The sequence below is a fragment of the Pseudomonas sp. RGB genome, from assembly GCF_007713445.1.
GTDB lineage: Bacteria > Pseudomonadota > Gammaproteobacteria > Pseudomonadales > Pseudomonadaceae > Aquipseudomonas.
Window position 1 is genome coordinate 98,591 of sequence record NZ_VMSH01000001.1, and the last position, 15,188, is coordinate 113,778.

Annotated in this window: 13 protein-coding genes; 8 read left to right on the forward strand and 5 right to left on the reverse strand. The window is 61.5% G+C overall.

Features of this window, described 5'->3' with window-relative positions; all coding sequences use genetic code 11:
• Window positions 1-69 precede the first annotated feature (69 nt).
• From FPT15_RS00455 to FPT15_RS00490, 7 genes are all read left to right on the forward strand, one after another.
• A complete protein-coding gene (locus tag FPT15_RS00455; RefSeq protein ID WP_124418608.1) occupies window positions 70-588 on the forward strand; it encodes an RNA polymerase sigma factor in 519 nt (172 codons plus the stop codon).
• Window positions 585-1,580, forward strand: coding sequence for a FecR domain-containing protein (locus tag FPT15_RS00460; RefSeq protein WP_145157507.1), 996 nt, complete (start codon window positions 585-587; stop codon window positions 1,578-1,580). The genes FPT15_RS00455 and FPT15_RS00460 overlap by 4 nt, the downstream gene beginning before the upstream one ends.
• A gap of 140 nt (window positions 1,581-1,720) precedes the next feature.
• Window positions 1,721-4,546 (forward strand): acyltransferase domain-containing protein, encoded by a 2,826-nt coding sequence (locus tag FPT15_RS00465; protein WP_145157509.1) that lies wholly within the window; start codon window positions 1,721-1,723, stop codon window positions 4,544-4,546.
• A 146-nt stretch (window positions 4,547-4,692) separates the two neighbouring features.
• Complete coding sequence (locus tag FPT15_RS00470) at window positions 4,693-7,101, forward strand: TonB-dependent siderophore receptor (RefSeq protein WP_145157511.1); 2,409 nt, start codon at window positions 4,693-4,695, stop codon at window positions 7,099-7,101.
• A 63-nt stretch (window positions 7,102-7,164) separates the two neighbouring features.
• Entirely contained in the window at window positions 7,165-8,268 is a 1,104-nt protein-coding gene (locus tag FPT15_RS00475; RefSeq protein WP_145157513.1) for a PepSY domain-containing protein, read from the forward strand.
• Complete coding sequence (locus FPT15_RS00480; RefSeq protein ID WP_119737602.1) at window positions 8,265-8,447, forward strand: hypothetical protein; 183 nt, start codon at window positions 8,265-8,267, stop codon at window positions 8,445-8,447. The genes FPT15_RS00475 and FPT15_RS00480 overlap by 4 nt, the downstream gene beginning before the upstream one ends.
• 156 nt (window positions 8,448-8,603) lie before the next feature.
• Window positions 8,604-9,233 carry a glutathione S-transferase gene (locus tag FPT15_RS00490; protein WP_145157517.1) on the forward strand — a complete coding sequence of 210 codons (630 nt, stop codon included), beginning with the start codon at window positions 8,604-8,606 and terminating at the stop codon, window positions 9,231-9,233.
• Between the two features lie 249 nt (window positions 9,234-9,482).
• Here the strand turns inward: FPT15_RS00490 and creD are convergent, their stop codons facing one another.
• Genes creD through FPT15_RS00510 form a run of 4 tightly spaced genes read right to left on the reverse strand, consistent with a single transcriptional unit; the run spans window position 9,483 to window position 13,540 of the window.
• Window positions 9,483-10,856, reverse strand: coding sequence for a cell envelope integrity protein CreD (creD, locus tag FPT15_RS00495; protein ID WP_145157519.1), 1,374 nt, complete (start codon window positions 10,854-10,856; stop codon window positions 9,483-9,485).
• A gap of 51 nt (window positions 10,857-10,907) precedes the next feature.
• Entirely contained in the window at window positions 10,908-12,347 is a 1,440-nt protein-coding gene (creC, locus tag FPT15_RS00500) for a two-component system sensor histidine kinase CreC (RefSeq protein ID WP_145157521.1), read from the reverse strand.
• Entirely contained in the window at window positions 12,347-13,015 is a 669-nt protein-coding gene (creB, locus tag FPT15_RS00505) for a two-component system response regulator CreB (RefSeq protein WP_145157523.1), read from the reverse strand. Before creB ends, creC begins: the two co-directional genes overlap by 1 nt.
• 9 nt (window positions 13,016-13,024) lie before the next feature.
• Window positions 13,025-13,540 carry an ATP-dependent zinc protease gene (locus FPT15_RS00510; RefSeq protein ID WP_145157525.1) on the reverse strand — a complete coding sequence of 172 codons (516 nt, stop codon included), beginning with the start codon at window positions 13,538-13,540 and terminating at the stop codon, window positions 13,025-13,027.
• Window positions 13,541-13,710: 170 nt separating this feature from the next.
• Between FPT15_RS00510 and FPT15_RS00515 the strand changes: the two genes are divergently transcribed.
• Window positions 13,711-14,598: an acyltransferase gene (locus FPT15_RS00515; protein ID WP_145157527.1), complete on the forward strand. Its 888-nt coding sequence runs from the start codon at window positions 13,711-13,713 to the stop codon at window positions 14,596-14,598.
• Here the strand turns inward: FPT15_RS00515 and FPT15_RS00520 are convergent.
• Complete coding sequence (locus FPT15_RS00520) at window positions 14,595-15,167, reverse strand: DUF2780 domain-containing protein (RefSeq protein WP_145157529.1); 573 nt, start codon at window positions 15,165-15,167, stop codon at window positions 14,595-14,597. The two genes, FPT15_RS00515 and FPT15_RS00520, sit on opposite strands and share 4 nt — an antisense overlap.
• Between the last annotated feature and the right edge of the window lie 21 nt (window positions 15,168-15,188).

The window sequence follows — 15,188 nt, forward strand, 5'->3', positions numbered from 1 at the left end:
GTTCCTTGCCTCTGACACAATCGCGAATAATTCTCGTTAGTTTAAACCTCTTGTTTATTCGGTGATGCCTTGTCGTCGGTCCAGACCCCACACACTGAGCTTGTTGGCGCGTTGTATCGCGACCATCGTGGCTGGCTGTTGGCGTGGCTGCGGCGCAATGTGGCCTGCCCCAGCCGCGCCGAAGACCTGAGCCAGGACACGTTCATGCGCCTGCTGGGCCGTGACGAGTTGCGCGAACCCCGCGAGCCACGGGCGTTTCTGGTGGCTATCGCCAAGGGACTGCTGTTCGACTACTTCCGGCGCGCGGCCCTGGAGCAGGCCTACCTCACTGAACTGATGCTGATCCCGGAAAGCGAACACCCGTCGCCGGAAGAGCAGCAACTGATCCTCGAAGACCTCAAGGCCATCGACCGCTTGCTCGGCAAACTGTCGAGCAAGGCCCGCGCCGCCTTCCTCTATAACCGCCTCGACGGCCTGGGCCACGCCGACATTGCCCAGCGTCTTGGCGTGTCGGTGCCCCGCGTGCGCCAGTACCTGGCCCAAGGCATTCGCCAGTGTTACATCGCACTGTATGGCGAGCCGCTGTGAGCGTGGTCAGCGCCAAGCCGGTCTCGGCGCGCGTGCTGGATGCCGCGATTGCGTGGCAACTGTCCCTGGACTCAGGTGACGGCAGCTTCGTTGCACAGGAAGAATTCGCCAAATGGCTGGCCAGCGATGAAGAACATGCGCGCGCCTGGCGCCAGCTGGGCATGCTCGACCAGCGCTTCAGCGTGGCCTCAGGGCCCGCGCGCGCGGCGCTGCTGCAGTCGCGCGAAGGCATTCGCCAGCGCGTGCGCAAGCTTGGACGCGGCGTGGCAAGCATCGCGTTGCTCTGCGCCCTGGCCTTGTTTGCCGGTGAGCGTTATGTGCCGATCCATTATTGGCTGGCCGACGAAAGCACCGCCACGGGCGAGCAACGCACGCTGAAACTGGCGGACGGCACGCTGATCAACCTCAATACCCACACGGCCATCGACGTGCGTTTCGACGAAAAACGCCGGCTGATCGTGTTGCAGGAAGGCGAAATTCTGGTCGAAACCGGCCACAACGATGCACGCCCGTTTTATGTACAAACCCGCGATGGCAGCCTGCGAGCGCTGGGGACGCGGTTTATCGTCAAGCGCGAAGACCACGCCACACGCCTGAGCGTGCTGCAGTCCGCCGTGGCTGCCCAGCCCCAGGAGCTGCACAAGGAACAGATCTTCAAAGAAGGCCAGCAAGTGCTGATGCGCAGCGACAGCCTCGACCCTGCGCGTGCCGTCTCTGCCGCCGCCGACGCCTGGACGCGCGGCATGCTGGTGGTCGACAACGCCCGCCTGGGCGATGTGGTCGAGGAACTCAGCCGCTACCGCAGCGGCTATCTGGGTGTGGATAAAACTGTGGCCGATCTGCGCATCACCGGCAGCTTCCCGCTGCACGACACGACGCTGGCGCTGAACGCGCTGCTGCCGACGCTGCCGGTACAGATCGAGCAGCACACACCGTGGTGGACCCAGGTGGTCGCAAGGCCGGCGCAAGGCGGTTCGGTTAGCAATAATTGAATCGAACCTATCTCGAAACGTTACAAAAAACTGTCATTTCTCACAGGTACGTCGCCCTTTTTTTTGCCATCCAATGAGCCTTCGTTTTTTCCAGCACTCTGCTGGTGAAGCGATCCTGTTCGGCTAACGAGGATGGACCCATGTCAACCCAACTCAACATCTACAGTCAGAACTATGTCTTCGCCTTTCCTGGCCAAGGGAGCGATCCGTGCGGCGCTCTGGCAGAGCTGTATCAGCATGTGCCCGAAACCAGGGACCGAATTGACACGATTCTGGCAATCATCGAAACCGAGGCGGCGGCGCACGAACCTGATCCCCATCCGGGGTTGATCACCCAGGTTCTGTTGACCCGCGATCACGCCCTGCCGCTGCCTTCGGGTGTGGCGCAACTGGCGCTGTATGGCGCTGCGGTGGTGCTTAACCAGTTGCTGCAGGCAACGGGCATTGTTCCCTCCCTGATTGTTGCGCAAAGCTTCGGCGAAATTGCTGCCCGGGTGTGTGGTGGCGTGCTCGACATTGCCCAGGGTGCCCGCGCGGTATGCGCCCTCAACGCCGCCTACCGCAGCGAGGAGGGGCGAGGCAGCATGTTGCTGGTCAACCTTTCAGCGCAGGACACGCAAGCGCTGCTGGACCGCTACCCCGAGTCGAATCTGGTGCTGGGCTCCGTCAACGCGCCAGCCCAATGCATCATCAGCGGCGAGACCGCAGACCTGGAGCACTTGCTTGCTCACCACGATGACAGCGCGCCCCCCTTGCGCCCGGTCTCGATCGCTTACGCGTCGCACTATCCGCCTCACACGGAAGTCGCCCGGCGACTTCACGAAAACCTGCAGCCGCTGGCACCCAAACCCTTCAAAACACCGATCTACTCAACCGTGCTGGGGCGTCGCTACGAACCCGAGGACGATTTGCATCACATGTTTACCCTGGGCGTCACGCAACCCACCAACCTGCCCCACACGTTGGCGCAACTGCCGACGGACAAACACACTGTGTTTATCGACCTTGGGGTGAACAGCGGCCTGTCGGTGTGCATACGCAAAAGCCTGCACCCTGCACAGACCTACGCGCCGCTGGCGCAACCTATCGAAACCCTGCGCCATTTGCTGGTCAATGCGCCCGAAGCACACAAGGCCGTGGTTGCCTTGCGCCAGCTGGCCAACGGGCCAGTCGATGCCGAAGTTCACGCGCAGATGGCGAAGATTTTCAGCGACCCCGAACTCCATCCTCGCGCCAACCAGAGTTTTCATGAGGGTCATCGGCACACCTACCAACGCCTGCAGCACCTGATGCGCCAGCTGCCCGACGGTATCCATGGCTTTGCGCAGCCGCAGTTGTTGATGGCCGAGGCCACCCACGCGGCGCTCAATGATCCCTCGCTGTTCATGGGCTGCGTGATTCAGCAGGGGTTGTGTATCGGTACGCTGCTGGCGTTCGAGCAGGATCACCCGAGCGCCACCCAGTGGCGACGCAAGCTGGAGGCCGGTGAGAGTCTGGGGGTTTACGCGCTGACCGAGATAGGTCGCAGCAACTCCCACATGGGCGCGTGTGTCGAGGCCGTATTCGACGCCGACACGCGCACCTTCGTGCTCAACACACCGAACAAGGCCGCGCTTAAATTCGCCAACGTCGGGATCAGCAACCTGGACAAGCTGGGCGTGGTGTTTGCCCAAGTGATCGTTCAGGGCCAGCCCTGTGGCGTATTCGCGTTCATGCTGCCATTGAGTGACGCCAACGGCCCGCGCCCGGGAGTTTCCATGTCGTCACCGGCGGAAATTCGCGCAGTGCCGCTGGATTACGGCCTGGCGAGTTTTGACAACGTGCGCCTGCCCTTCGACGCGTGGCTGCGCGATGGCGCTTCGATCGACGCGTCCAATCAGTTCCACGACCCGCTGGGCAGTACGGACCGTCGCCTGATTCGCTCACTGTTCGCGCCCAAGAATGTGTGGGCGATGGTCGGCGTCGGCTTGAGTTCGGTGATGCTTGCCTGTTCAACCCTGGCCCTGACCCATGCCAACCGACGCACGACCCAGGCGCGGATCGGCAACGGCACCGGCCTGTTGGCTTTTCGTACCCAACGCCGCGCGCTGTTCAGTTGCCTGGCCACGGCGTATGTCATGAAGTGCTTTGCCAACGACTCCGCCCGCCTGTGGATTGAAGGCACGGCCAGTCAGGCGTCACTGCACACCACCGGCACAGGCGACGTGACGTGGACACCGTGGGCCGCCATCAGCCAAACCCTGGCGCTGACCAAGGCGCTGTGTGCCCCCGCCGCCGAGGCGCTGGCGACAGAGTGTCGGTTGCGCTGCGGGGTGGCCGGTGCGCTCAACCTCAATCGCTTCGCCGACTACGAAGGCATGGCCAAAATCTACCAGGACGCCGGTGGCAATAACCGCATGATCCTGCTGGACGCCGCCAAGGTACTGATCGGCCAACCCTTGAGTGAACCCACACCGCCCAACCCCCAGGCCGGGCTGGATGACACCGAATACTGGCAAGCCATGGCTCACACCCTGGAGTACCGTTTGCTCAAGCAGGTGGCCGACCATGTTGCCCGGCACCGTGGCGAGGAAGAGGACGACATGCAGGTCTGGAACGCGCAGTTGATGGTCGTTGCCCGCGCAGGAGAGGCCTACGCCCAGCGTCTTGCCATCCAAAGCGCAATCCGCGCCGGCAGCTTGCTGCCCCAAGGGTTGGCCAAGGAACTGGGCAACGCGCTGTGCGGCCTCTACGTGTTGGACTACCTGAACAAGCATGCTGCCTGGTTCATCAGCGAAGGCCTTATGGACATCGCCCGCTACCGCGCCCTTGAGTCACGGCTTGATTCGCTGAGCGACTTGCTGGCCACACAGGTTGACGTGTTGATCGAAGCCTTCGGTCATGGCGCAGCCACACGCGCGGCAATCACCCAGACCGATCACTACCCCGACGCCCTGGCCGACAAACTGCAGTGGGCGGTCGGCTGAAAAACCCAGCTCCCCCGCGCCTTGAGGGCCATGCCGTACGAACAGTTGCGCACATCCGCAGATTTATTTTCGCTTGGCCCTATCACTTTTTGATTCTCGTCCGGCACCTAGGCAATTGAGAAATGTTTCCATTCAGGAGCCGCCCTATGTCCCGCACGCTAGACACCTTGTTGCGCCCCAGCCTGTTAGCCGTGGCCATTGCCCTGAGCGCCCCGCTGGCGAGCACCACGCTGATCGCCGCCGAACAGGCTTCCAGCGTGCGCGTCTACAACCTGCCGGCTGCGCCGTTGGCCAGCACGCTCAACCAGATCGCCAGCCAGGCCGGCCTTGCGCTGACCCTGAACCCAGCATTGGCGTCGGGCAAGACCTCGGCACCGGTCAAAGGCCAGTTCGATGCGCAGGGCGCGCTGCGAGAGGCGTTGCGTGGCACCGGGCTGCAACTGGAGCAAAGCAGCGCGGGCACGTTTACGCTGGTGGCGATTCCGGAAGGCGTTGTGGCGTTGGCTGAGACCAGTATCACCGGGCAAGGCAGCTATGAAAGTGCGTGGGGACCTGTGGACGGGTATGTCGCAACGCGCACAGCTGCGGGCACCAAGACAGACACACCAATCGTTGAGGCGCCCCGCTCAATGTCTGTGGTCACGCGTGCCCAGATGGAAGACCGCGGCGTGCAGAACCTCGATGACGCTGTGCGCTACATGCCTGGAGTGATCGCCAGCAGCTACGGCAGCGATTCCCGAGCGGACTGGCTTCGAGTACGTGGCTTCGAGCCGACGCAATTCCTCGACGGTTTGCCGTTGCCCAAAGGTTCTTATGCCAACCCGAAACAGGAAACCTGGAACCTGGACCGCATCACACTGTTGCGTGGTCCAGCGTCCTCGGTATACGGGCAAACCCCGCCGGGCGGTATGCTCGACATGGTCAGCCGTCGCCCACAGGCGGAAAGCAGCAACGCCGTGCGCGCCGAAGTCGGTAGCAACAATCGCAAGCAAATCAGCTTCGACAGCACCGGCAAAATTGATGACCAAGGTCAGTTTCTCTACCGTGTCGATGGCGTAGTTCGCGACAGCGGTACACCTATCGACCATATCGAGGATAAGCGCTACAACATCGCGCCGAGCCTGACCTGGAACATAAACGACGACACTCACCTGACCCTGCTCTCGCAGTTCACCCGCGATGATACTGGTATCAGCGGTCAGTTTTTACCGTTGCAGGGCACCAAGCTGAGTTCGCCGGCGGGTAAGATTTCCCATCACAAGAACCTTGGCGAGCCGGACCAGGACTACTACGACCGCACATACTATGCCTTGGGTTATGCCTTCGATCATCGCTTCAACGATGTGTGGCAGTTCAAGCAAAACCTGCGTTACACCAAGAGCGAACTGGCTTTCAACACCACCTATTCCAGCTATGGCGATACCGCCGTCGGCGCAGATGGAATGCTCAAACGCATTTACGACAAAGTGGACGAAGACATCGCCCAACTGGCTGTCGACAACAACTTCCAGGCCGACTTCCAGACTGGAGCCCTGAGCCATACCCTGTTGCTCGGCCTGGACCACCAGCGCTCCAATACCGACTACCACTGGATCGAAGGCAACGCGGCGAGCATCAACCCGAACCGCCCAATTTACAACCAGCCACGCCCAGCGGGTGCGCCGTTCACCTTCTACGATTACAACCAGAAAACCGTGCAGACCGGCCTCTACATCCAAGACCAAATTGCCCTGGATAAATGGCGCCTGACCCTGGGAGGGCGCGAGGACTGGATTCATACCGGCACAACGTTCTTCAACATGAATGACGCCACCAACACCCAACGTGACAAAGCCTTCAGCGGTAATGCTGGCCTCAGCTATGTATTCGATTCTGGCATCACGCCGTACATCTCCTATACCGAGTCGTTCCAGCCCACTGCTGGCGCCAGTGCAAGCGCGACCGAGTCGTTCAAGCCAACTCAGGGCAAGCAGACCGAAGTGGGTGTGAAGTACCAACCGGTAGGCAGCAAGACCCTGTTGACCGCCGCCGTATTTGACCTGCGCCAGCAAAACGTTTCGGTGACACAGAACAACATCACCAGTCAGATCGGCGAAATCAGCGTGCGCGGCCTGGAGCTGGAAGCCACGTCGGAAGTCACCGACAATCTGAAACTGGTGGGCTCGTATACCTACACCGACACCGAAATCCTCAAGGGTGACGACAAGGGCAACCGCATGAAGCTGGTACCACGTAACCAGGCGTCGCTGTGGTCTGATTACACGTGGCATTCGGGTGTGCTGGATGGCTTTGGCGTAGGCGCTGGCGTGCGTTACGTGGGCGACACCTACGGCAATACTGCTAACACCGCCAATGGCCACGTTGGTTCCTATACCGTTTACGATGCTGCCGTGCATTACGACTTGAGCCGTATAAACCCGGTACTCGCGGGTGTCTCAGTGGATGTCACCGCCAAGAACATCTTCAACAAGGATTACTTGTCGACCTGCGACGGCGCTTGGTGCTACTACGGTGATGAACGCAATGTCGTGGCAGCTGTGAACTACAAGTGGTAAACCACTGACGCGGTCACCCAAGGGTCACGGTAACGCCGTGGCCCTTTTGCATTTGGATGAACCATGAAAAGCAAAACCATCCGCCGCTGGTCCTTCATCCACACCTGGACCAGCCTGATCTGCACAGTCTTCCTCCTGCTGCTCGCCCTCACCGGCCTGCCGTTGGTGTTTCACCATGAGATCGATCACCTGCTGGGCAATGAGCCTGAACTGGCGCAGATGCCCGCCGATACCCCGCAGCTGAACCTTGAGCAACTGGTGGCCAAAGCCCAGGCGCATCGCCCGGGTGAGGCGATGCAATACCTGGCGTGGGACGAAGACGACAAGAACGGCGTGATCGCAATCATGGCCGCCACGGCTGGCACCGAACCCAACTCGTCGCACACTTTCATGCTCGATGCGCGCACCGGTGAAGCCGTCGAAACCCCAGCGGCCAATGGCGGGCTGACGCTGTTCCTGCTGCGCCTGCATGTGGACATGTTCGCCGGCCTGCCGGGCAAGTTGCTGCTGGCCTTCATGGGCCTTTTGTTTGTGCTGGCGATTGTCTCGGGCACGGTGCTGTACCTGCCGTTCATGCGCCGCTTGAAGTTCGCCACCGTGCGCCAGGACAAGTCCACGCGCTTGCGTTGGCTCGACCTGCACAACCTGATCGGCGTGGTCACGCTGACTTGGGCGCTGGTGGTGGGCGTGACCGGTGTGATCAGCGCCTGCGCCGACCTGATCATCGCCGCCTGGCGCCAGGACAGCCTCAGCGCGATGATCGAACCCTACAAAAACGCGCCGCCACTGACCCAACGCGCGCCGGCCACCGAGCTGCTGAGCATTGCCGCCAAGGCCGCGCCCGGCATGGAGCCGGACTTTATCGCCTTCCCCGGCACACGTTTTTCCAGTGAGCACCATTACGCGGTGTTCATGAAGGGCAGCACGCACCTGACCTCGCACCTGCTCACGCCGGTGCTGATCGACGCCAGCACCCTGGCCGTCACCGCTATCGCTGAGCGGCCGTGGTACATGGACGCCATGGGCATGTCGCAGCCATTGCACTTTGGTGACTACGGCGGAATGCCGATGAAGATTCTCTGGGCGGTGCTCGATGTGCTGACCATCATCGTGCTGGGCAGCGGCGTTTACCTGTGGATCGTGCGGCGCAAGGCGGCCAGGGTATGAAGCCGCGTCAGTCGAACTTCTGGAAGGTGTTTGGCATTCCGCTGGGAATTGGCGTGCTCAGCGCGGCCGGGCTGTTTGCCGCGTTGCTCGGCGATGGGCTGTGGGACTCATTGAGCTGGGTCGGTTTGGGGATTCCTGCGGTCATTGGTGTTTGGGCGTTATTCAAGCGGCGCGGCTGAGGGCGCTATCGCCGGCAAGCCAGCTCCCACCTTGAAATGCATTCCCCGTGTGGGAGCTGGCTTGCCTGCGATGAGGCCCTCAAAAACACCCAAAGCCCCCTCGCCAGCCACCGCGCAACCCTCTAGGCTAGCCACTGCCCATTTCGAGGAATGCCCATGTCCACGCCCAGCATGACCTTGTTCCACAACCCTGCCTCACCCTTTGTTCGTAAAGTCCGCGTGCTGCTGATCGAAACCGGCCAGCAGGACCGCGTGGCCCTGCAAGGCTGCATGCCGACACCGGTCAACCCGGACGCGCAGCTGGTGCACGAAAACCCCGTGGGCAAGATCCCGGCCCTGCGCCTGGCCGACGGCAGCGCCCTGCACGACAGCCGGGTGATCCTCGATTACCTCGACCACCAGCATGTCGGCAACCCGCTGATCCCTCGCGACGGCTCGGCGCGCTGGCGACGCCTGACCCTGGCCTCAATGGCCGACGGCATCATGGACGCCGCCGTGCTGGTGCGTTACGAAACCGCCATGCGCCCGGCAGAAAAGCACTGGGACCAATGGCTGGATGAGCAGCGCAACAAGATCCGTCGCACCCTCGCGGAGTTGGAAGCCAATGCGATTGCCGAGTTGGCCAGCCACTTCGACATTGCGTCGATCAGCGTGGCCTGCGCCTTGGGCTACCTCGACTTCCGCCACCCAGACTTGCAATGGCGCGCTGCGAATCCCCAGCTTGCCGATTGGTACGCCAAGGTCAGCCAGCGGCCGTCGATGCTGCAGACCCAGCCGCCGATCTGACCCTGTGCAGTGAGCCCGCTTTGTGTGGCCAGCGGGCTTGTCGTGGCGAGCGGGCTTGCCCCGCGTTGGGTGGCGAAGCCGCCCCAATCAATCAGAATGCGGTCCATCAGGCACTCCTCTGTGATGGGTTCTGGGGCTGCTGCGCAGCCCAACGCGGGGCAAGCCCGCTCGCCACAACGACAACAGGGAACAGCAGGTTAATCCTCGCCACCAATTGCGTCTTTACCTGCTGATCTTCCCGTAACCCGATCATTGCACGGCCTCCAGGTCAAACTGCAGCGGCTCGGCCACCTTGCGCTTGCCCACGCCATACCAATCGAGTTTGCGCGTCAGCACCATCACTGTGCCCAGCAGCCCGAACAGCAACAGCGAGCCCATCAGCAGCGCGTAATCCTCGGCACTGAGCAGCCCGTACAACAGGCCATACAGCGCCGCCAGCCCCGCCGAAAAGCCCAGCCCATGGGCAATGCTGCGCAGCACATGGCACACGTAGAAGCCGATCAACAACACACAGGCGCTCGCCGACAACAGGTACGCCGGGCCAAAGCCGATGTGCTCGGACAACGACAACAACAGCAGGTAAAAGAACGCCAGGGCAACGCCCACCAACGCGTATTGAATCGGGTGCACCGCCAGGCTCTTGAGCACTTCGAACAGGAAGAAGCCGGCAAACGTCAGGGCGATAAACAGCAGCGCGTATTTGATCGCGCGGTCGCTCTTGAGGTACTGGTCCACCGGGTCGATGAAGTTCACGCCGAAGCTGCGGTTGCTGAAGCCATCACAGCTTCGCCCGTCCAGGCAGGATTGCAGGGCTTGCTCCAGATTGGTGGAAAAAAATGTGGTCTGCCAGTTGGCCGTAAAGCCTTTATCGGTGACGGCCCGTTGAGCCGGCAGGAAGTTGCCGATGAAGCTTGGGTGGGGCCAGTTCGATGCGAGCGAGACCTCACTGACCTTGCCCACCGGCACCACTTGCAGTTGTTCGGTGCCTTGCAGGCGCAGGTCAAAAGCGAAGTCCAGCACGGCCGGTTTCTTGCTGTCCTGTTCCGGCAATGCCACGTGCACGCCCTCCCCCAGCCAGTCCACTTGAGTACCCGGCGAGAAGTCCAGGCGTTGGTCGCCCAGTTCCAGTTTCAGTGCGTTTTCAATGCCGCGAATATCGCTGATGCCCACCGCCAGAAACGCTGGATCAAAGCGGTAATCGGCAAAGTCTTGCGTGATGCCCAACTGCGCAGGCAGCTCGAAACGCCCGCTGATGCGGGTGTCGGCATGGAACAGTCGCGCCTGGTAAATACCCCGCGACCGCAGCTCGGTTTGCACCTTGCCATCGAGCTCAAAGCGGTCCGGCAGGAAATACAGACGACCGCGCTCTTCACGGGTTTCCTCGTAGCGTTTATTGAGCTTTTCATTGAGTTTCCACTCGCGCACGGTCTTGCGGTAAGGCACCACCATCACCGGGCCGTTGAGGTGCTGGCTGTAACTGGAGCTACGGGCGATATCCATCAGCACGCTGTCGCGGGCGTATTGGCGGTCAGCAATAATGCCGTTGATCATCAGCAACGGAATCAGCAACAGCAGAATCAGTAGCGCAATCGCGCCTAGTTTGAAAAGCAGGCTGCGGTTCATGGGGCTCTCCCTGTTTTGATGGGCAGAGCGTGAACCGCGCAGATGGGAGATTTATGTGGGCAATGTGGAGACTGTGTGGAGATGCAGCACCACTTGCACGCCGCCTTGCACATTGCCGATCTGCAACGCGCCGCCGTGCAGCTTCATCACTTCTTCAACAAAGTTAAGGCCCAGGCCGGTGCTTTTGCGCCCGCTCGCCGGGCGTGGCAGCGAGTAGAAACGCTCACTCAAGCGCGGCAAGGCGTAGTCGGGAATGGCCGCAGCCTGGTTGAACAGGCTGACCTGCACGTCGTTGTGCTGCGTGCGTGCGCTGAACCTCAACGTGCCACCGGGCGGCGTGAAGTCCAGGGCGTTATCGAGCAGATTACCCAAGGCCTGGCGCAGCAGGAACGGCTCGCCAAATACCTTCACATCCGCGCTAATCGCCTGTTCGACCTGCAAGCCGGCACCTTCAATGCGCGCGCATTGAGCCTTGAGCACCTCGTCGACCAGGGTCGCCAACGGCATGCTGACTTGCTCTTCCAAACCTTGGCGCTGCTCCACTTGGGCCAGGTTCAGCAGGCGCTCGATCAACTGTTGCAAGCGCGCGCTTTCACTGTCGATATTGCCGACGAAGCGCTGCTGTTGCTCACGGCTCATGTCGCCCTGCAACAGCTCCGCCGCGCCACGAATTGCCGCCAGCGGGCTTTTCAGTTCGTGGGTCAGGGTGTGCACGTAACGCTCGACGTAGGCCTTGCCCTCCAGCTGCGTGCGCATGTGCTCGACGGCAGTGGACAGCTGCTTGAGCTCACCGCCGCGGTAATGCGGCAACTCGGCGCGCCGACCTTCGCTCACGGCCTGGGCATACGCCGTCAGCCGATGCAGCGCTACGCTCAGCCACCACGACAACAGTGCGCCGAGCAGCAGGCCGAGGATCACCAACCCGGCGCCGTACCACAGCAGGCGGTGCTCGGTACGGTCGACATAGGGCTGCAACGAGCTGTTGGGCTTGGCCACGGTGACCACGCCGATGATCTGGCCGTTGTCGCGGATCGGCGCGCCCACGTGCATCACCGACGAGTTAGGGTCATTTAGCTCATTACGGGTCGACCGCGCGCCATATTCGCCGCGCAGGGTCAGGTACACGTCGTTCCATTTGGAATAGTCCTGGCCGACCGCCTCGCCCGTGGAGTCGAGCAACACAATGCCCTTGGCGTCCGTCACGTAGATACGGTGGTTGACTTGGTTTTTCGGCAGGCCCCAGATCGTCGCGCCCGGCTGGCGGCTGCCGTACGCCTTGAGCAGCTCCGGCCAGTGGCTTTGGCCGAGGGTGCCGTTCTTTACGTCCAGCCGCAGGATTTCGGCCAGCAGGTTGGCCGTGTCCACCAGGGTTTCTTCGGTGGACTGGCGCACGCCAGGGCGGATTTCCTTCATGACCGTGTTGAGCACGAAGTAGCCGGTCAGGCCGATAAACAGCGCGTACACCAGGAAAATCCGCAGCCCCAGGCGCATCAGCTATGGCTCGGGCTGTAGCTGTAACCCAGGCCACGGTGGGTCTGGATCGGCTCGGCGTCGGCGGCCACGCTTCGCAGTTTGCTGCGCAGGCTTTTGATATGGCTGTCGATATTGCGTTCGTAGCCAGCGTCGGCGGGCACGCCCACCGCGTCGAGCAATTGCTCGCGGCTGAACACGCGCTCGGGTTGCTCGAGCAGGCTTTGCAGCAAGCGGAACTCATGACGCGTCAGGCTCAGGGGATGACCGCGGTAATGGATTTGCATGCGTTCCAGGTCAACCTGGAACACAGCAGGCGCAGCGCCTGGACTGACGCGCTTGAGGATGGCCCGCACCCGCGCTGCCACTTCCCGCGGGCTGAACGGCTTGACCACATAATCGTCAGCACCGATCTCCAGGCCCACCACCCGATCAATCTCGCCGTCACGGGCGCTGAGAAACATCACCGGCACTTCACTGAAACGGCGCAATTGCTTGCAGGTTTCAAAGCCGCTGATGTCCGGCAGGCCGATGTCGAGGATGATCAAGTCAGCGGGCGACTGGCGCTGATGGGCCAGCGCCTCCTGGCCAAGGCTCAGCCAGGTGGTGGTGAAGCCCTCGCCTTGCAGGGCGAAAATCAGCGTGTCGGCTATCGCCGCTTCGTCTTCGACAATCAGGATATGCGGCATGTGGGTCCGTCAGCAGTCCGGTTTGTCGGCAGTGTAGCGACGCGCCGGGTTCACCGCTGCGCCGAATTCACGCAGGGCCTTGGCGCCGATCAGCAGCGGGTAGTTGAAGCTGCTGCGGTCGGTGAGGTTCACCTCAACGGTGCGCTTGACGTTGCCCAGGCACATTTCCAGGTCGATCACCGGGCGCTTGGCCACGGTGGCTTCGTCCTTGTCATCGTCTTCGTCAGCGCGGCTCTTGATCTTGCTGATGCGCGAGACTTTGTGCTCGTAGACTTTGTTGGAAGCGTCCTTGCCGCCGAGGCGGAAGCGCACCCAATCGTCGCCATCGCGGGTGAAGGTCTCGATGTCTCGGGCCGACAGCGAGGCGGTCAGCGCGCCGGTGTCCATCTTGGCCTTGAAGGTTTCGCCGATCTCCGGCAACTGGATGTATTCGTAGCGACCGTAAAGGGTCGGTTCGGCGGCCAGGACAGGCTGGGCAGCCACAACAGGAAGAACGAGGGCGAACGCGGCAAGGAGCAATTTCACGAAGTGATTTCCTCGAAAGAAGTAGGCGGATTCTAGACCGCAAAGGCAGCACTTAGTTAGTTCTCAACCATACCGGGAACATTGTGAAACATTCGTCCAGTGATTTGCGATTTGGCCTCTAGACTCAGCTTGCTTATCATGGCCCGCCCACAGGATTCCAAGAGTTACTTATGCGCCGCCTGCTCACCGGCTGTTTCGTCACACTGCTGCTATTGCTCAACACCCTGGTGCTGTTCGGGCCGTTGATGCTGTTTGCCCTGCTCAAGCTGGTGGCGCCCGGGCGCTATCGCGACTATGCCTCGTGGGCCGTGATGTGGATCGCCGAGACCTGGGCTGAAATCGACAAGCTGATTTTTTCGCTGTGCATCCCCACCCAATGGGACATCCGCGGTGGCGCGCAGCTACGTGGCGACACCTCTTACCTGGTGATCAGCAACCATCAGTCCTGGGTGGACATTCCGGCGCTGATCCAGGCGCTCAACCGGCGCACGCCGTTCTTCAAATTCTTCCTGAAAAAAGAGCTGATCTGGGTGCCCTTCCTCGGCCTGGCGTGGTGGGCGCTGGATTACCCCTTCATGAAGCGCTACACCAAGGCGTTCCTGGCCAAGCACCCTGAGCTGGCAGGCCAGGACCTGAAAATCACCAAAGAGGCCTGCGAACTGTTCAAGCGCCAGCCGGTGACCGTGGTGAATTACCTGGAAGGCACGCGGTTCAACGCGGCCAAACACAAGCAGCAGGATTCACCGTATGCCCGGTTGCTCAAACCCAAGGCGGGCGGCGTGGCGTTTGTGTTGGCAGCGCTGGGTGAACAACTGGATGCCGTGCTCGACGTGACCGTGGTCTATCCGCAGCAAAAGATTCCGGGGTTTTGGGATTTGATCAGCGGCGCGGTGCCCAAAGTGATCATTGACATTCGCACCCGGGAACTCGACCCGGCGCTATGGCAGGGCGATTACGAGAATGATCCGGCCTTTCGCCAGACCGTCCAGAACTGGGTGAACCAGCTCTGGAGGGAGAAGGACGCGCGCATCGCCCAACTGCGCGCGGAGCCTATTTAGCTGCCAGTGCCCCAGGCCGAGGCGAGTTTGCCCAGCACCGATTCGTTGGCGCCCTGACCACCCAGGTATTGCAGGATCACCGGCGCAAACTTGCCGATCATGCTGTTATCCATGCCCAGCGCGCTGAAGGCGGTGTTCAGGTCGTTGGTGTTCTTCACGTTACCCAGCACGCTGTCCAGGCCGCTGGTTTTGCTGCCGCCGCTCTGGCCGAGCATCCCGCTCAAGGCGCCGAGGCTGCCCAGGGAGTTGTTCCCCGCGAGCTTATCCAGGCCGGGCACGCTTTTGCCCAATTGCGAATAGTCGGTGCTGCTCAATTGGTTCTTGGCCAGGCCCAGCATGGCGCCGGTACCGCCGACGGCTTGTTCAGGGGTGACGTTCAGTTGCGAAGTCAGGGCGCTCAGCAGGCCTGCGGTCTGGGAACTTGGCGCTGCAGCAGCCGCCTTGTTGTTGCTGCCCTGGGCGCTGGAAACGGCGTTGGCCACGTCACCGAGGCTGAAACCTGCGGCAAACACCGGGCTGGCGGCCACGGTCATCAGGCAGGACAGGGCAAAACCGCGTGAAATCTTCATCAAGACAACCTCTGAATGTAG